The sequence below is a fragment of the Bradyrhizobium tropiciagri genome (genome assembly GCF_018130545.1).
In the GTDB taxonomy this organism is placed as follows: Bacteria; Pseudomonadota; Alphaproteobacteria; order Rhizobiales; family Xanthobacteraceae; genus Bradyrhizobium; species Bradyrhizobium tropiciagri_A.
On record NZ_JAFCKF010000009.1, the window covers coordinates 239209 to 257455 of the forward strand.

An 18247-nucleotide genomic window follows, 5' to 3' on the forward strand; every position below is an offset into this window, starting at 1 on the left:
AGCGAAGGCGCCAGAACGGTGCCGGCCAGACTGGAAGATCATGAGACTTCGCGACCTCTTCAGCGCCGATGCCACGATCGATCCAAAGGGCGATCCAAGTGCCGATGCTGTTGTCGTCGGCGGGCTTGCGGTCGACAGCCGTGCGGTGAAGCCGGGCGACCTGTTCTTCGCGCTGGCCGGCAGCAAGACCGACGGCGCGCGCTTCGTCGATGCGGCGATTGTCGCGGGCGCAGTCGCGGTCGCCGGCGATCATCCGCCACAGATGGCGCTGCGCGTGCCGTTTGTGACGACGCCCAATCCGCGCCGTGCACTGGCGCTCGCCGCCGCCACATTCTATCCGCGCCAGCCCGCGACGATTGCGGCGGTGACCGGAACCAGCGGCAAGACCTCGGTCGCGGCGTTCACCCGCCAGATCTGGCAGCGGCTTGGCTATTCCTCCGCGAGCATCGGCACCATCGGCCTCGTCTCCGACAAGCGCACCGTCTACGGCTCGCTGACCACGCCGGATCCGATCGCGTTGCATCGCCAGCTCGATGAGATCACCGGCGACGGCGTCACGCATCTCGCCTTCGAGGCCTCCTCGCACGGCCTCGACCAGTATCGCCTCGACGGCGTGCGGATCGCCGCCGGCGGCTTCACCAATCTGTCGCGCGACCACATGGATTATCATCCCGATGTCGCGCACTACCTGAACGCTAAGCTCCGGCTGTTCCGCGATCTCGTCGCTCCCGGCGGCGCCGCCGTGATCTCGGCCGACCATGATTGCTCGCTAGAGGTGATCGATGCGGCGCGCGCGCGCGGCCTGCGCATCATCGCAGTCGGCCGCAATGCGGATGCAGGCGAAGGCATCAAGCTCACCGACGCCGCGATCGAGGGTTTTGCGCAGAAGCTCGTGATCGAGCATCGCGGCCGCAAGCACGCGATCCGGCTGCCGCTGGTCGGCGAATTCCAGATCGAGAACGCGCTGGTCGCGGCGGGCCTTGCGATCGGCACCGGCAGCGCGGCGGAAGACGTGTTCGGCTGCCTCGAACATCTTGAAGGCGCAAAAGGCCGACTGGAATTCGTCGGCGAGCACAATGGCGCGCCGATCTTTGTCGATTATGCCCACAAGCCCGATGCGCTGGCCAAGGCGCTGCAGGCGCTGCGGCCCTATGCCAAGCGCAGGCTGGTCGTGATCTTCGGCGCCGGCGGTGACCGCGACGCGGGCAAGCGCCCGATCATGGGCGCGATCGCGACCGAGAACGCCGATCACATCATCGTCACCGACGACAATCCGCGCAGCGAGAAGCCCGAGGCGATCCGCGCCGCGATCATGGCGACCGCAAAGGGCGCGCAAGAGATCGGCGACCGCGCTGCTGCGATCCGCACCGGCATTGCCGGCCTCGAGCCGGGCGATGCGCTGGTCGTCGCCGGCAAGGGCCATGAGGTCGGGCAGATCGTCGGCGGCACGACGCTGCCGTTCAGCGATCATGAGGCGGTGGCGAAAGCATTGGCCGAGGAGGGCGCATGAGCACGCTGTTGTGGACCTCGGATGCGATGGCGAAGGCGATGCGCGCCGCCACGCAAGGCACGCTTCCGAACGGCGTCAATGGCCTTTCGATCGACAGCCGCACCATCGCGCCGGGCGATGCGTATTTCGCGATCAAGGGCGATGTCCATGACGGCCATGCCTTCGTCGAGGCAGCGCTGAAGGCCGGTGCCGGGCTCGCCGTGGTCGAGACCGCGCAACGCGCAAAATTTCCGGCCGATGCGCCGCTGCTGGTGGTCGACGAGGTGCTCGCGGGCCTGGTCGAGCTTGCTCACGCGTCGCGTGCGCGGCTCAACGCGCAGATCATCGCGGTGACCGGTTCGGTCGGCAAGACCTCGACCAAGGAGGCGCTGCGGCGGGTACTGTCGGCGCAGGGCGAGACCCATGCATCGGTGGCGTCGTTCAACAATCATTGGGGCGTGCCGCTGTCGCTGGCGCGCTGCCCGGCGAGCACGCGCTTTGCGGTGTTCGAGATCGGCATGAACCATGCCGGCGAGATCACGCCGTTGGTGCAGATGGTGCGGCCGCATGTCGCAATCATCACCACGGTCGAGCCCGTGCATTTGGAGTTCTTCGCCGGCATCGAGGCGATCGCCGACGCCAAGGCAGAGATCTTTTCCGGCGTCGAGCCTGGCGGCGCCGTCGTGCTTAACCGCGACAACGGGCAGTTCGCGCGGTTGCAGAAGCAGGCCAAGAAGGCTGGTATCTCCCGCATCGTCTCGTTCGGCGCTGACAAGCGCGCCGAAGCCCGGCTGATCGATCTCTCGCTGCATGCGGCCTGCTCGGCGGTGCATGCCGATATCCTGGACCACGACATCACCTACAAGATCGGCATGCCCGGTCGCCACATGGCGATGAATTCGCTCGCGGTGCTGGCCGGGGCCTCGCTGCTCGGCGCCGACATCGCGCGCGCGGCGCTGTCGCTGTCGCAGCTCGAGGCGCCGACCGGCCGCGGCCTCCGCCGTACGCTCGAGGTAGGCCATGGCGAGGCGACGCTGATCGACGAGAGCTACAACGCCAACCCGGCCTCGATGGGCGCAGCCCTCAACGTGCTCGGCCAGGCCAAGGTCGGGCCGCACGGCCGCCGCATCGCCGTGCTCGGCGACATGCTCGAACTCGGGCCGACCGGGCCCGAATTGCACCGCGGCCTCAACGAGGCCGTGACCGCCAACCGCATCGACCTCGTATATTGTTGTGGTCCGCTGATGCGGAATCTGTGGGATGCCCTTTCCACAGGCAAGCGGGGAGGCTATGCCGAGAGCTCGGCGGCGCTCGAAGCGCAGGCGGTCGCCGCGGTCCGTGCCGGTGACGTGATCATGGTGAAGGGCTCGCTGGGATCGAAGATGAAGCTCATTGTCAGCGCGCTGGAAAAACGCTTCCCCGACAAGGCCGCACACGAAGAAGCGGTATAGGACCCTTTGAATGTTCTACTGGTTGATCGAACTGTCCAACACCGTTCCGGGGTTTGGGCCATTCCGCAGCGCACTGAACGTGTTCCGCTACATCACCTTCCGTACCGGCGGCGCGATGGTGACCGGTGCACTGTTCGTGTTTCTGTTCGGGCCGTGGATCATCGATCATCTGCGGTTGCGGCAGGGCAAGGGCCAGCCGATCCGCACCGACGGGCCGCAATCGCATCTGATCTCCAAGAAGGGCACGCCCACCATGGGCGGGCTGATGATCCTGTCCGGGCTGGTAGTGTCGACGCTGCTCTGGGCCAACCCGCTCAATCCCTATGTCTGGATCGTGCTCGCGGTGACGCTCGGCTTCGGCTTCGTCGGCTTCTATGACGATTATTTGAAGGTCACAAAGCAGTCACACTCAGGCTTCGCCGGCAAGCTCCGGCTCCTGATCGAGGCCGTGATCGGGATTGCCGCCACCTATGCGCTGGTCCGGCTCGGGCGAGACGTATCCTCGACCTCGCTGGTGATTCCGTTCTTCAAGGACCTCGTGATCAATTTCGGCTGGTTCTTCGTGATCTTCGGCGCCTTCGTGATGGTCGGTGCCGGCAATGCGGTCAACCTCACCGACGGCCTCGATGGCCTTGCCATCGTGCCGGTCATGATCGCCGCCGCGAGCTTCGGCATGATCTCGTACCTCACCGGCAACGCGGTGTTCTCGGATTACCTGCAAATCAATTACGTCGCCGGCACCGGCGAACTGGCGGTGCTGTGCGGCGCGGTGCTTGGCGCCGGCCTCGGCTTCCTCTGGTTCAACGCGCCGCCGGCTTCGATCTTCATGGGCGACACCGGCTCGCTCGCGCTTGGCGGCATGCTCGGCGCAACCGCGGTTGCGGTGAAGCACGAGATCGTGCTCGCCGTGATCGGCGGCCTGTTCGTGCTGGAAGCGGTCTCGGTCATCGTCCAGGTCACCTCGTTCAAGCTGACGGGCAAGCGCGTGTTCCGGATGGCGCCGCTGCACCATCATTTCGAGCAGAAGGGCTGGACCGAGCCGCAGATCGTGATCCGGTTCTGGATCATCTCGGTGATGCTGGCGCTCGCCGGCCTCTCCACCCTCAAGCTGCGCTGAGCGCCACACCATGATCCCGGTCACCTCCTTCTCGGGCAAGACGGTCGCAGTGTTCGGGCTCGGCGGCTCCGGCCTTGCGAGCTGCCAGGCGCTGAAGGCCGGCGGCGCGGAGGTGATCGCGGCCGACGACAACGCCGATAATGTCGCCAAGGCGGCGCAGGCCGGGTTCACCACCGCGGATCTGCGCACCGTGTCATGGGCGAATTTCGCCGCGTTGATCCTGACTCCCGGTGCACCGCTCACTCATCCGGCGCCGCACTGGAGCGTGCTGAAGGCGCGCGATGCCGGCATTGAGGTCATCGGCGACGTCGAACTGTTCTGCCGCGAGCGGCGCCGTCATGCGCCGAATGCGCCGTTCGTCGCCATCACCGGCACCAACGGCAAGTCGACCACGACGGCGCTGATCGCGCATCTGATGAAGGTTGCCGGCTACGACACCCAGATGGGCGGCAATATCGGCACCGCGATCCTGTCGCTGGAGCCGCCGCGGATGGGCCGCGTTCATGTGATCGAGATGTCATCCTACCAGATCGACCTCGCGCCGTCGCTCGATCCCTCGGTCGGCATCCTGATCAACATCAGCGAGGATCATATCGATCGGCACGGCACGCTGGAGCATTACGCGGCGGTCAAGGAGCGGCTGGTCGCCGGGGTGCAACAAGGCGGCACCGCGATCGTCGGTGTTGATGACGGATGGTGCCGAAACATCGCCGACCGGCTCGATCGCGCCGGCAAGCGCGTGGTGCGCATCTCGGTGAAGAACCCGCTGCCCGACGGTCTCTATGTCGAGCACGAGACCATCGTGCGCGCACAGGGCGCAGCGCGTACCGAGATCGCGCGTCTCGGCGGCATCGGCTCGTTGCGCGGCCTGCACAATGCGCAGAACGCGGCCTGCGCCTCGGCCTGCGCGCTGGCGATGGGCATCGCCACCGATGTGCTGCAGAACGGGCTGCGCAGCTTCCCGGGTCTGGCGCATCGCATGGAGCAGGTCGGCCGCCGCGGCCATGTGCTGTTCGTCAACGACTCCAAGGGCACGAATGCGGATGCTGCTGCGCATGCGCTGTCGTCATTCGCCGACATCTATTGGATCGCCGGCGGCAAGCCGAAGGCCGGTGGCATCACCAGCCTGACCGAATATTTCCCGCGCATCCGCAAGGCCTATCTGATCGGCGAGGCGGCAGCCGAATTCGCCGGCACGCTCAGTGACCGCGTCCCGCACGACATGTCCGGCACGCTCGACGTCGCCATCGCCAGCGCCGCGCGCGATGCTGAGGCGTCGGGGCTGAGCGAAGCCGTCGTGCTGTTGTCGCCGGCCTGCGCCTCTTTCGACCAGTACCGCAATTTCGAAATCCGCGGCACCGCGTTCCGCGACATTGTCCAGGCGTTGCCCGGTGTGAAGCCGGTGGTGTGACGACACGCGGCAGACCGTAGTAGGGTGGGTAGAGCGCAGCGAAACCGATCATGACGCGGTGGCCCAAGAGATGGGTTTCGCTGCGCTCTACCCTTCTATGAAGCTGGTCTTTCATTAACCGCGTTGCTGCCGGCGCTTGAACGCGGATGCGATGCCGCCCGACCTATCCTGTATGTTGGATGGCGCCTGCGACCACCCGCGCAACGAGGTCTGCCTTGGGCGATGCATCAGAGGTCACGACTGTTCTGATCCCCGGCGCGCTTCAGCTGAGCAACCCGGTACCGCCGCCGATCACCGTGTCGTTACCGATTGTGGCTTGGCCGAGCGGGGGCAAGAATGTCGCGTACGGTCTGCTAGCGCTTTTCGCCGGCTTGACGTTCCTGCCGGTCGGTCTGTTCAGCGGCTTTGCGCTGCTTTTTGCGCCGTGGAGGACGGTGTTTGAGCCATCGCTGTGGATGGGGATTTTCAGCGTCGCCGCGCTGGCCTTGGTCGCGGGCTGGGGCGTTTGGTTCGGTGGCAGCTGTTTTGGTGCGGCCTTCACTTGCTTCCGGGACGCGATCCGGGGCGATCCCGCTCTCGAGATCGGAGCCGATGGATTGCGTGACCGCCGCTCCGGATTGTCGATACCCTGGTCCTCGGTGCGATCAGTCAGGTTCCTCAATTCTACGCTGAGTCTTGACCTCGAGCTGCGGGAGGCTGTTGCCCGTTGGCAGAATCCGTTCCGGGTCGGCGTTGTCTTCCATCGCTATCGCCAGAGTCCAAATCACGTCGTCGTCTCCGTTGCCTTTCTCGATGTATCCGCCCACGTCGCGGCCTACACGATCCTTGCGCTGGTGCAGTCAAACGGCGGTGAGGTGATCACCAAATCGCAGCACGGTCCCGAAATGTACCCCCGACTGATTGCGCAAAACGTGTTGCGATAATGCGGATGTTTGACTGACCGCTAGAGCAACAAACTCGGCGTCGTCCCTGCGAAAGCAGGGATCCATAACCACGAACGGTTGTTGGTGAGCGATGCCGGAACGTCGAGTCCCTTCAACAATATCCGCCGCGGAGTATGGGTCCCTGCTTTCGCAGGGACGACAGCTGTGGGTGGGGTCCGCAGCAGTGAGCGGGCTCCCCCCAACCACTTCCCTCAAAAGTTACCCAACCCGTTAACCCCTTGGAAACCATCCTGCGCCACGAATGGACGTTATCTCTGCCATCTGGGGACATCCATGCTCGCCCGTGACCAACGCACCCCGTTCTCGGACTGGTGGTGGACCGTCGACAAGTTGCTGCTTGTGGCGATCGCCGCGTTGATGCTGGCCGGGGTCATCCTGTCGCTGGCGGCAAGCCCGCCGGTGGCGACCCGGATCGGGCTCGATCCGTTCCACTTCTTCAACCGTCACGTCATGTTCCTGGTGCCGTCGCTGATCGTGCTGATCGGGGTGTCGTTCATGACGCCGCGGCAGATCCGGCGCACCGCGCTGATCGTGTTCGCGGTCTCGATCGCGCTGATCGTGCTGACGCTGCTGGTCGGGCCCGAGGTTAAGGGCTCGCGGCGCTGGATCACGCTGCTGGGCGTCAACATCCAGGCCTCCGAAGCCGCAAAGCCCTCTTTCGTGATCGTCGCCGCCTGGCTGTTCGCGGAATCGACCAAGCGGCCGGAGATGCCGGCGACCTCGATGGCGCTGGTGCTCCTGATGATGCTGGTCACGCTCTTGGTCATGGAGCCCGACTTCGGCCAGACCATGCTGATCCTCACCGTGTGGGGCGCGCTGTTCTTCATCGCGGGCATGCGGATGATCTGGGTGTTCGGGCTCGCCGGCGCGGCGGGCGCGGGCCTGTTCGGCGCCTATCTGCTGGTGCCGCACGTCGCCGGCCGCATCAAGCGCTTCATGAATCCGGCCTCCGGCGACACCTTCCAGGTCGACACCGCGATGGAAGCATTCTGGAACGGCGGCTGGTTCGGGCTCGGGCCGGGTGAGGGAATCGCAAAACGCAGCCTGCCGGACAGTCACACCGACTTCGTGTTTGCGGTCGCGGCGGAGGAATTCGGCATCATCCTCTGCCTGATGCTGGTCGCGCTGTTCGGCTTCATCGTGATCCGCACGCTGACCCGCGCCTATGCCACCGAGGACATGTTCTCGCGCTTTGCGGCGTCGGGGCTTGCGATCCTGTTCGGTGTGCAGGCGACCATCAACATGGCGGTCAATCTGCAATTGATCCCGGCCAAGGGCATGACGCTGCCGTTCATCTCCTATGGCGGCTCCTCCTTTGTTTCACTCGCCTATGGCGTCGGCATGATGCTGGCGCTGACGCGGCAGCGGCCGCGCACCGAGATCGAATCGATGGAAGGCGCCAGCGCCCAGCGCGCCTACGCGTAGGTGACTGTGACGGCGGTGTCGGTTATCTGAATACCATGGACAACGCGCCCCTGATTCTGCTGGCGGCCGGCGGCACCGGCGGCCACCTGTTCCCGGCCGAAGCGCTCGCCGTGGAATTGATCCGGCGTGGCCTGCGGGTCCGGCTTGCCACCGACGGCCGCGCGCTGCGCTATTCCGGCCTGTTCGGCCGCGAGAGCATCGACCTGGTGCCGAGCGCCACCGTGCGCAGCCGCAATCCCATCTCGCTGGCGCAGACCGTGCTGATGCTCGGCTACGGTACTCTGGTTGCGGCCAATCTGGTGCGCCGGCTGAAGCCCGCGGCCGTGGTCGGCTTCGGCGGCTACCCGACCTTGCCGCCGCTGGTGGCGGCGCGGATGCTCGGCGTTCCCGGCATCATCCATGATGCCAATGCGGTGCTCGGCCGCGCCAACCGTTTCCTCTCCGGCCGCGTCAACGCGATCGCGACCTCGCTGCCCGGCGTGCTCGATCGCGATCCCGCGCTGGCCGGCAAGGCGACCACCGTCGGCACGCCGATGCGCCCGGCGATCCTTGCCGCCGCAGCCGTGAAATACACGCCGCTCGAAGTGAACGGGCCGCTGCGCCTGCTCGTCGTCGGCGGCAGCCAGGGCGCGCGGGTGATGAGCGATATCGTGCCGCCTGCGATCGAGAAGCTCGCGCCCGAACTGTGGAGCCGCCTGATCATCACCCAGCAGGTGCGCGACGAGGACATGACGCGGGTGCGCGCGGTCTATGACCGGCTCGAGATCAATGCCGAGCTGGCGCCGTTCTTCGCCGACCTGCCGGCACGCCTCGCCTCGAGCCAGCTGGTGATCTCGCGTTCCGGTGCCGGCACGGTCGCCGAGCTTGCCGCGATCGGGCGGCCCTCGATCCTGGTGCCGCTACCGGGCGCGATCGACCAGGACCAGTTCGCCAATGCCGGCGTGCTGTCGCAGGCGAACGGCGCGCTGCGCGTCGCGCAGAGCGATTTCACGCCGGAACGGCTCGCCGCCGAGATCTCGGCCTTCGCCGCCGAGCCCTCGAGGCTGACCGCGATGGCAGAGGCCGCGCGCGGCGTCGGCCGGCTCGATGCCGCCGAGCGGCTCGCCGATCTGGTTGCCAAAGTGGCCGGGATTTGATGCGGCAATCCGGCAGGACGCCGGGGGAGATTTAGATCATGACGGATCTGCTGATCCACTCCGTGTCGGAATTCTCGGACCTGATCCTCGAAGCGCTGCGCCTGGCGGATGCACGCAATATCGTCGAGATCGGCGCGGAGTATGGCGGCATGTCGGCACTGCTCGCCGATCATTGCAAGGCGCGCGGCGGTCAGCTCACCAGCATCGATCCGGCGCCGAAGCGCGAATTCCTCGATTGGGTGGCTGCCAATCCGGATGTGCGCCACGTGGCAAAGCCAAGCCTCGATGCGTTCGGCGAGATTGATGCGGCCGATGCCTGGATCGTCGATGGCGACCACAACTGGTACACCGTCTATCACGAGCTCCGGCTGATCGAGGCGATCAGCCGCCGCGCCGGCCGACCGGTGCTGGTCTTCCTGCACGATGTCGGCTGGCCCTGCGGACGGCGTGATATGTACTATGCGCCCGAGCAGATTCCGGCTGCGTATCGCCATCCGCACAGTTTCAATGCAGGTGCCACGCTGGATAGGCCTGTGCTGGTCGAGGGCCGTGGATTTCGCGGCGCGGGCCTCGCCGCCTTCGCAAACGTCTCAGGTGGCGCGCGCAACGGCGTGATGACCGCGATCGATGATTTCCTTGGCGAGGAGCTGGCGCAGGGCAGGGAGTTCGGCTTCGCCGAGATCCCCGCCGTGTTCGGCCTTGGCGTGCTGTTCGATATGAACGCCGCCTGGAGCGCACAGCTTGCCGAGTTCGTGCTGCCTTATCACCAGAACAAGCTGCTGCGCGTGCTCGAGACCAATCGCCTGCGCAATTATCTTCGCGTCATCGAGATGCAGGATGAATTCGCCGCGCGTGCTGTGCGGCCGGGAGCGGCGTAGCCGCCGGGATGACGATGTCCGTGATGCCAGATCTCAAGCACTGGCCGATGGCCGATAACAGCGGCATTTCCGCGGCCGCGGGGCGGAAAAAGCCCTTGTCACGCAGGGGAAAAGCGGGGCATCCAGTAGTCGGCGCCGTCGCCAAGACGCGCATAGAGAAGCCAAATCGTCCGCTCCGCAGCGAAGCCCGCACCGGGCGGATGATGATGTCAGGAACCGGATCATGAGACTGCCGCGCGAGATCGGACCCATTCACTTCGTCGGGATCGGCGGCATCGGCATGAGCGGCATCGCCGAGGTGCTGATCAATCTCGGCTACACCGTGCAGGGCTCCGACGCGTCGGACAATTACAATCTCGACCGGCTGCGCAAGAAGGGCGCCAAGGTCTCGGTCGGCCACACCGCCGAGAATGTCGACGGCGCCGACGTCGTCGTGGTCTCGACCGCGATCAAGCGCGACAATCCCGAGCTGATGGCGGCGCGCGAGCGGCGCATTCCGGTGGTGCGTCGCGCCGAAATGCTGGCGGAATTGATGCGGCTGAAGAGCTGCGTCGCGATCGCCGGCACCCATGGCAAGACCACGACGACCACGATGGTCGCGACCTTGCTCGATGCCGGCGGGCTCGATCCGACCGTGATCAATGGCGGCATCATCAATGCCTATGGTTCCAACGCGCGGCTCGGCGCCGGCGACTGGATGGTGGTCGAAGCCGACGAGAGCGACGGCACCTTCCTGAAGCTACCGTCCGACGTCGTCATCGTCACCAATATCGATCCCGAGCATCTCGATCACTTCAAGACCTTCGAAGCGATCCAGGACGCGTTCCGCAATTTCGTCGAGAACGTTCCGTTCTACGGCTTCGCCGTGATGTGCACCGATCATCCAGTGGTGCAAACCTTGGTCGGCAAGATCGAGGACCGCCGCATCATCACCTACGGACAGAATCCGCAGGCCGATGCGCAGCTCATGGATCTGACGCCGATGGGCGGCGGCTCGAAATTCACGGTCGCGATCCGCGATCGCAAATCGGGCGCGACGCACGAGATCAAGGACATCATGCTGCCGATGCCGGGACGCCACAATGCGTCGAATGCGACGGCGGCGATCGCGGTCGCGCATCAGCTCGGCGTGTCCGCCGACGTGATCCGCCAGGCGATGGCCGGCTTCGGCGGCGTCAAGCGGCGCTTCACCAAGACCGGCGAGACCAACGGCATCACCGTGATCGACGATTACGGTCATCATCCGGTGGAGATCGCAGCCGTCTTGAAGGCGGCGCGGGAATCCACCAATGGCAAGATCGTCGCCGTGGTGCAGCCGCATCGCTACACCCGCCTGCAGTCGCTGTTCGAGGAATTCTGCACCTGCTTCAACGACGCCGATGCGGTCGTGGTCGCTGAGGTCTATCCGGCGGGCGAGGCACCAATCGCAGGTATCGACCGCGATCACTTCGCCGCCGGCCTGCGCGCCCACGGTCATCGCAACGTGGTGCCGCTGCCGAACGCCGGCGAGCTCGCCAAGATCGTTCACGGCCTCGCCAAGTCCGGCGACCTCGTGGTCTGTCTCGGCGCCGGCAACATCACGCAATGGGCCTACGCACTGCCCGGCGAATTGAAGGCGCTGGGGTGATCGTGACCTTCTCCGACATTACGTCCGACCTGAAAGCCGCGATGCCGGAGCTGCGCGGGCGGCTGCTGGCCAACCAGTCGCTGGCCGAGCTGACCTGGTTTCGCGTCGGTGGCCCGGCGCAGGTGCTGTTCACGCCGGCGGATGAAGACGATCTCGCCTACTTCTTGAAGCGTCTGCCGCGGGAGCTGCCGGTCTATGTCGTCGGCGTCGGCTCCAATCTGATCGTGCGCGATGGCGGCATGCCCGGCGTCGTGATCCGGCTCGCGCCGCGGGCGTTCGGCGAAACCAGCGCGGCCGGCGATGTCGTCACCGCGGGCGCGGCCGCGCTCGACAAGCGCGTCGCCGAGACGGCTGCTGCTGCAAATATCGGCGGCATGGAATTCTTGTTCGGCATTCCCGGCACGGTCGGCGGCGCGCTGCGCATGAATGCCGGCGCCAATGGCGGCGAGACCAAGGACGTGCTGATCGAGGCAACCGGCATCGGCCGCGACGGCACGAAGCATGTGTTCGGCAATGCCGACATGAAGTTCGTCTATCGCAATTCGGGCGTCGATCCGTCCATCGTGTTCACCTCGGCGCGCTTTCGCGGCACGATCACCGATGCCGATGCGATCCGCGCCCGCATGAATGAGGTGCGGACCCATCGCGAGACCGCGCAGCCGATCCGCGAGAAGACTGGGGGCTCGACCTTCAAGAATCCACCCGGCAACAGCGCCTGGAAGCTGATCGACGCCGCCGGTTGCCGCGGCCTCAAGGTCGGCGGCGCGCAGGTGTCGGAAATGCACTGTAATTTCCTGATCAACACCGGTAACGCCACCGGGCAAGACATCGAGACGCTCGGCGAGACGGTGCGCGAGCGGGTCAGGCAAACCAGCGGGATTGAGCTGCACTGGGAAATCAAGCGGATCGGAAAAAGCTGATGCAGGTGACCATTCTGTTCGGCGGCACCAACAAGGAGCGGCTCGTCTCGGTGGCGAGCACGCAGGCGCTGCATCGCGCGCTGCCCGATGCGGAGCTCTGGTTCTGGGATGTCGACGACACCGTGCATGCGGTGACGTCCGAGAAGCTGCTTGGTCACACACGGCCCTTCGAAGTCGATTTCAAGCCCGACGGTCGCGGCATCGCGCTCGATCAGGCACTCGACAAGGCAAGCGCCGAGCGGCGTGTGCTGGTGTTCGGCCTGCACGGCGGCCGCGCCGAGAATGGCGAATTGCAGGCGATGTGCGAGATGCGCGGCGTCGCGTTCACAGGCTCCGGGTCGGCGTCGTCGCATCTGGCGTTCGACAAGCCGTCGGCGAAGCGCTTCGCTGCGATCGCGGGCATCAATGCGCCGCAGGGTATCGCCGTCGAGGAGATCGATGAGGCATTCGCGAAATACGGCAGACTGATCGCAAAGCCTGCGAAGGACGGATCGAGCTACGGGCTGATCTTCGTCAACGCGCAGCAGGATCTCGTGGCGGTCCGCAATGCGGCGAAACATGAAGACTATCTGATCGAGCCGTTCGTTTCGGGCGTCGAGGCGACCTGCGGCGTGCTCGAGCAGTCCGACGGCACGGTGTTCCCGCTGCCGCCGATCGAGATCGTGCCCGGGGAAGGGACCTTCGACTACACCGCCAAATACCTTCTGAAGTCGACCCAGGAGATCTGTCCCGGCCGCTTCGCGCCGGACGTGACCGCCGCGATCATGGACCACGCGCTGCGGGCGCACCGTGCATTGTCCTGCGCCGGCTACTCGCGCAGCGATTTCATCGTGTCGGCCAATGGCCCGGTCTACCTCGAGACCAACACGCTGCCTGGCCTCACCGCGGCATCGCTTTACCCTAAGGCCTTGAAAGCGCAGGGGATCGCGTTTGCCGACTTCCTCAACGACCAGATCGAGCTCGCCCGCCGCCGCGCCAGAAGTTAAGGCCGGCCGGGCGGGAACCCGCTCGACTCGACCGGATGGAACCCGGGTCCTGTTGCTAAAATGCTAACAGGTTCGCGCCAAACTACTCACAGCGTTGATCAAAATACGCTCCAGGCCGAACTCATTTACCGTTTGTTTACCAGGAAGCCCGAAGGTTAACGCTGGCGGCGCATCTAGCGCTTGGCTGCCGGGGCGTGAGCTGTCGCGGATTACCGCTTCGAGGATCGCAACCAGGGAACAGGGGGCCACTCTAATCCCACCGGTCTAGCCGAGACGTGATTTGTGCCGGGACCCGCGGGGTTTGCGGGCACAACACGTGACGAGTTCGTGCAATGGATGGTGCAGGACGCCTCACCCGATCGCTGCGATCGCTGGGGCCTCAAGCTGACCTGAGAGCAGCCGCTATTGGAGCGGCAGTGCTGCTGCGCGAGTATGTCGGCGCCCATCTCGCGCGCCGCCGTCGCGCACGGCCCGCCAAGCGGCCGCAGGTGATCGATCGCGAGCCGCCGAATCGCTACATCCAGATGGTCGAACGCTATCTGCCGCGCCGCATCGGTCTGGTCGCGACGCTCGCGATCCTGTTCGGCAGCCTGGGCTTCGGCATCGTCCGCGGCGGCCATCTCGAGGAATTCACCACCGCGCTCAGCGACACCCGCAACGCGCTGGCCAATTCAGCGGGCTTCCGCATCACCACCGTCGGCATCAACGGTCGCAAGCAGTTGAGTCAGGACGAGGTGCTTGCGATCGGCGGCGTCAACGGCCGCTCCTCGCTGCTGTTTCTCGACGCCGATACCGTGCGCGCCAAGCTGAAGGCCAATCCCTGGATCGCGGACGCCACGATCCTGAAACTCTATCCGGGTCGGCTGCAGATCGACATCGTCGAGCGCACCGCCTTCGCGCTGTGGCAGCAGAATGGCCGCCTGTCGGTGATCGCCTCCGACGGCGCGGTGCTGGAGCCCTACGTCACGCGCCGCTTCCTCAATCTGCCGCTGGTGGTGGGCAAGGGCGCCGACACCCGCGCCCAGGACTTCCTGGCGCTGCTCGACCGTTACCCGCAGGTGCGCGCGGTGACCAAGGCCGCGATCTTCGTCGGCGAACGGCGCTGGAACCTGCGGCTGAAGGACGGCCTCGACGTCCGCCTGCCGGAGAACGACGTCGGCAACGCGCTCGCCGCGCTGTCCAAGCTCGACAAGGACGAGAAGCTGTTCTCGCGCGACATCGTCGCCGTCGACATGCGGCTGCCCGATCGGCTGATCGTGCAATTGTCCGAGGAAGCCGGCAAGGCGCGCGACGAATTGTTCAAGGACAAGAAGTCCAAGAAGAAGGCCGGTGACTCCGCATGACCGGTCTCGATCGCAATCTGACCCCGAAGACCCGCCCGATGCAGAAGCGCACCGCGATGGTGGCTTCGCTCGACGTCGGCTCCAGCAAGATCGCCTGCATGATCGCGCGGCTCAAGCCGTCGCCGCCGAACGAAGCGCTGCGCGGCCGCACCCATGCGGTCGAGCTGATCGGCTACAGCCAGATCCAGTCGCGCGGCGTCAAGGCCGGCTCCGTGGTCGATCTCGCCGAATGCGAGAAGGCGGTGCGCCATGCCGTGGCGCTGGCCGAGCGCATGGCCAAGGTCCGTGTCGAATCCGTGCTGCTCTCGGTCTCCGGGGGCAGGCTGCATGGCCAGCTGGTCGAAGCCGCGGCCGATATCCGTGGCGGCTCGGTCACCTCCGACGATATCAGCCGCGTCACCTCGGCCGGCATGCGGCATGCCGCAGGCGCCGGCCGCACCGTGCTGCATGCGCTGCCGGTCGGCTACGCGCTCGACGGCGTCAAGGGTATCCGCGATCCCAGGGGCATGGTGGCGCGCCAGTTCGGCGTCGACATGAATGTGGTGACGTCGGACGCAACGGTCGCCAAGAACCTGATGCTGGTGGTCGAGCGCTGCCATCTCAACGTCGAGGCGATGGCCTCGAGCCCCTATGTCGCGGGCCTCTCGGTGCTGACCGACGACGAAGCCGATCTCGGCGCGGCCGTCGTCGAGATGGGCGCGGGCTCGACCACGATCGCGACCTATTCCGGCGGCCGTCTCGTGCATGCATCCGGATTTGCGCTCGGCGGGCAACACATCACGATGGATCTTGCGCGCGGCATCGGCGCGTGCATTGCGGATGCCGAGCGAATCAAGACTTTATACGGCACAGTGCTGACCGGCGGTTCGGACTCGCGCGAGCTGATGTCCGTGCCCACTGCAGGCGATGATCGGGAGACACCGCAAATCGTGTCCCGCGCCACGATCGCGAACATTGTCCGGCATCGCGCCGAGGAGATTTTCGAAATGATCCGTGACCGGCTCGCGGATTCCCCCTTTGCGGCAGAGCCGAGGGCGCGCGTCGTGCTGAGCGGCGGTGCGTCGCAGCTCACCGGCACGGTCGAGCTCGCCACCCGCATCCTGAACCGCCAGGTCCGCATCGGCCGCCCGCTCGGCTTCGGCCGGCTGCCGAACGAGGCGAAGGGCGCCTCGTTCTCGGTGCCGACGGGCCTCTTGGTCTATCCGCAATACGCACATCTTGAACATGTCGAACCGCGGCGCACGCGGCAGCTTCGGACAGGGACAGACGGTTACTTCGGAAAGGTCGGACGATGGCTTCGCGAGGGCTTCTGATGACCGCACCCCGGCTCATTGCATTTTCACCAGCTCCTGCGGCCAGCGGCCGGGGCGAACCAACGCGCGCATAATCGAGAGAGGCAACCATGGCACTCAATCTGACACCCCCTGACATCAGCGAGCTGAAACCGCGGATCACCGTCTTCGGCGTTGGCGGCGCGGGTGGTAATGCCGTCAACAACATGATCACTGCCGGGTTGCAGGGTGTCGACTTCGTCGTCGCCAACACCGACGCGCAGGCGCTGACCATGTCGAAGGCGCAGCGCATCGTGCAGATGGGCACCCAGGTCACCCAGGGCCTCGGCGCCGGCTCGCAGCCCGATGTCGGCGCTGCGGCCGCGCAGGAAGTCATGGACGAGCTGCGCGATCATCTCACCGGCGCCAACATGGTGTTCGTCACCGCCGGCATGGGCGGCGGCACCGGCACGGGCGCTGCGCCCGTGATCGCCAAGGCCGCTCGTGAGATGGGGATCCTCACCGTCGGCGTGGTGACGAAGCCGTTCCACTTCGAAGGCCAGCGCCGCATGCGCACCGCCGAGCACGGCATTTCCGAGCTCCACAAGGTGGTCGACACGCTGCTGATCATCCCGAACCAGAACCTGTTCCGGGTCGCCAACGAAAAGACCACCTTCGCCGACGCGTTCGCGATGGCCGACCAGGTGCTGTATTCGGGCGTTGCCTGCATCACCGACCTGATGGTCAAGGAAGGCCTGATCAACCTCGACTTCGCCGACGTCCGCGCCGTGATGCGTGAGATGGGCAAGGCGATGATGGGCACCGGCGAGGCCACCGGCGAGAAGCGCGCGCTGACCGCCGCGGAAGCCGCGATCGCCAACCCGCTGATCGACGACAGCTCGATGAAGGGCGCCCGCGGCCTGTTGATCTCGATCACGGGCGGCAAGGACCTCACGTTGTTCGAGGTCGACGAAGCCGCGACCCGCATCCGCGAAGAGGTCGATGCCGACGCCAACATCATTGTCGGCGCCACCTTCGACGAATCGCTCGACGGCATCATTCGCGTCTCGGTGGTTGCCACCGGCATCGAGCAGGCTGCGATCGCCTCCCGTGCCCAGGCTCCCGCCCAGCAGACGGGCGGCTCGCCCGAGAGCCGGCTGGCTGATCTGACTGCCCGCCTGCGTGCCGACAATCAGCGTATGGCTGAGCGCGCCCAGAAGCTGGAACCGCCAACCGGCGTGACCGTTGCGCCGATTGCAGCTCCGGCCGCTGCCCAGCAGCGTCCGGCCGTCGAGCGCGCCGCACTCGCGGCGATCGCCGCCGCGGTTGCCCCGGACAGCGGGGCTGCCCAGGCGCCGATGCAACCGGCGTCCTATGGTGACGTGACGGTGCGTCCGATTGCCCAGAAGCCCTCATTGTTCCCGGACCACGAGGCGGCCCGGGCCGAGCAGCACGAGCCGATGCCGCCCGAGACCTTCATTCCGCAGGCGGCGGAGCGGTCGCCGGTCCGTGCCCCGCGGATGCCGAAGTTCGAGGATCTGCCGATGCCGGCGCAGGCGGAAATCCGCCAGGCCAGCGCTGACGGCGAGGCGGAACACCCGCAGAAGACCCGGCTGTCGCTGCTGCAGCGGCTGGCCAATGTCGGCCTCGGCCGCCGCGACGAAGAGACCGAGCCGCCGATCGCGGCCCGTGCCTCCGGTCCGGCGATGCCTGCAATGCCGGCGCTGCCCGAGCGCAAGCCGGCCCGCAGCGTCGCCCAACAGATCTCGGCGAACGAATCACCGGTGTCTGAGTATGCTAAGCGGCCCGCGCCGCAGGGGCTGGATGCCCATGGCCGCCAGGCCCCTGTTGCCCCGACGCCACAGGGCGACGACCATCTTGATATCCCGGCCTTCCTGCGCCGGCAGGCCAACTGAAGTTTGTTACAATCTTGGCGACAAAGAAGGCCTCGGCGGGGAACCGCCGGGGCCTTTTCCTTGAGGCGGGCAGGTGGTTCGGCTCGATAAACAAGCAACTGATTTTAAATGATTAATTATTCTTTGGGTGATTGGATGGGGGCTCTCCGCCGGCCGCTTTCGCTGCCGCAATTTGGTTAAGCGTGGGCACGAATGCGGCAGAGATGGGGTAACAATCGGTAAACAAGCGTGAGTTGGCGCGGTTTAGGGCAATCACTATGGTCTGCCGGGACTTGGGGAGCTCAAGCGAGTCGGCCTGGGGAAGTTTGGCCACTTGTATTGAGTGAAGTCGGG

Annotated in this window: 15 protein-coding genes and 1 pseudogene; all 16 read left to right on the forward strand. The window is 65.9% G+C overall.

Going from position 1 to position 18247, the window contains the following annotated elements; translation table 11 throughout:
- Window positions 1–40 precede the first annotated feature (40 nt).
- A complete protein-coding gene (locus JQ616_RS33030) occupies window positions 41–1510 on the forward strand; it encodes a UDP-N-acetylmuramoyl-L-alanyl-D-glutamate--2,6-diaminopimelate ligase (RefSeq protein ID WP_212022072.1) in 1470 nt (489 codons plus the stop codon).
- Complete coding sequence (locus JQ616_RS33035) at window positions 1507–2940, forward strand: UDP-N-acetylmuramoylalanyl-D-glutamyl-2,6-diaminopimelate--D-alanyl-D-alanine ligase (RefSeq protein ID WP_212022073.1); 1434 nt, start codon at window positions 1507–1509, stop codon at window positions 2938–2940. The genes JQ616_RS33030 and JQ616_RS33035 overlap by 4 nt, the downstream gene beginning before the upstream one ends.
- Before the next feature lie 10 nt (window positions 2941–2950).
- A complete protein-coding gene (gene mraY, locus JQ616_RS33040) occupies window positions 2951–4057 on the forward strand; it encodes a phospho-N-acetylmuramoyl-pentapeptide-transferase (RefSeq protein WP_212022074.1) in 1107 nt (368 codons plus the stop codon).
- Between the two features lie 10 nt (window positions 4058–4067).
- Window positions 4068–5468: a UDP-N-acetylmuramoyl-L-alanine--D-glutamate ligase gene (gene murD / locus JQ616_RS33045; protein ID WP_212022075.1), complete on the forward strand. Its 1401-nt coding sequence runs from the start codon at window positions 4068–4070 to the stop codon at window positions 5466–5468.
- A 215-nt stretch (window positions 5469–5683) separates the two neighbouring features.
- A complete protein-coding gene (locus JQ616_RS33050) occupies window positions 5684–6391 on the forward strand; it encodes a hypothetical protein (RefSeq protein WP_212022076.1) in 708 nt (235 codons plus the stop codon).
- Between the two features lie 294 nt (window positions 6392–6685).
- Window positions 6686–7837, forward strand: coding sequence for a putative lipid II flippase FtsW (gene ftsW / locus JQ616_RS33055; RefSeq protein ID WP_212022077.1), 1152 nt, complete (start codon window positions 6686–6688; stop codon window positions 7835–7837).
- A 35-nt stretch (window positions 7838–7872) separates the two neighbouring features.
- On the forward strand, window positions 7873–8973 hold the full coding sequence (gene murG, locus JQ616_RS33060; RefSeq protein WP_212022078.1) for an undecaprenyldiphospho-muramoylpentapeptide beta-N-acetylglucosaminyltransferase: 1101 nt from the start codon (window positions 7873–7875) through the stop codon (window positions 8971–8973).
- A 38-nt stretch (window positions 8974–9011) separates the two neighbouring features.
- Entirely contained in the window at window positions 9012–9851 is an 840-nt protein-coding gene (locus JQ616_RS33065; protein ID WP_212022079.1) for a class I SAM-dependent methyltransferase, read from the forward strand.
- 23 nt (window positions 9852–9874) lie between these two features.
- Window positions 9875–10078: a hypothetical protein gene (locus JQ616_RS33070; RefSeq protein WP_212022081.1), complete on the forward strand. Its 204-nt coding sequence runs from the start codon at window positions 9875–9877 to the stop codon at window positions 10076–10078.
- Window positions 10075–11478 (forward strand): UDP-N-acetylmuramate--L-alanine ligase, encoded by a 1404-nt coding sequence (gene murC, locus JQ616_RS33075; protein ID WP_212022084.1) that lies wholly within the window; start codon window positions 10075–10077, stop codon window positions 11476–11478. Before JQ616_RS33070 ends, murC begins: the two co-directional genes overlap by 4 nt.
- A 2-nt stretch (window positions 11479–11480) precedes the next feature.
- Complete coding sequence (murB, locus tag JQ616_RS33080) at window positions 11481–12398, forward strand: UDP-N-acetylmuramate dehydrogenase (RefSeq protein ID WP_212022408.1); 918 nt, start codon at window positions 11481–11483, stop codon at window positions 12396–12398.
- Window positions 12398–13384, forward strand: a complete 987-nt coding sequence (locus tag JQ616_RS33085) for a D-alanine--D-alanine ligase family protein (RefSeq protein WP_212022086.1) — start codon at window positions 12398–12400, stop codon at window positions 13382–13384. Before murB ends, JQ616_RS33085 begins: the two co-directional genes overlap by 1 nt.
- Before the next feature lie 98 nt (window positions 13385–13482).
- Window positions 13483–13777 (forward strand): annotated as a pseudogene (locus JQ616_RS39510) (D-alanine--D-alanine ligase); the annotation flags it as partial.
- Window positions 13717–14727 carry a cell division protein FtsQ/DivIB gene (locus tag JQ616_RS33090; protein WP_212022088.1) on the forward strand — a complete coding sequence of 337 codons (1011 nt, stop codon included), beginning with the start codon at window positions 13717–13719 and terminating at the stop codon, window positions 14725–14727. The pseudogene JQ616_RS39510 and the gene JQ616_RS33090, both read left to right, overlap by 61 nt.
- The gene (gene ftsA / locus JQ616_RS33095) at window positions 14724–16040 is read left to right on the forward strand and encodes a cell division protein FtsA (RefSeq protein WP_212022090.1); all 1317 of its coding nucleotides are present in this window, start codon (window positions 14724–14726) and stop codon (window positions 16038–16040) included. The genes JQ616_RS33090 and ftsA overlap by 4 nt, the downstream gene beginning before the upstream one ends.
- A gap of 89 nt (window positions 16041–16129) precedes the next feature.
- Window positions 16130–17914: a cell division protein FtsZ gene (gene ftsZ, locus JQ616_RS33100; protein WP_212022091.1), complete on the forward strand. Its 1785-nt coding sequence runs from the start codon at window positions 16130–16132 to the stop codon at window positions 17912–17914.
- The last annotated feature ends 333 nt before the right edge of the window (window positions 17915–18247 follow it).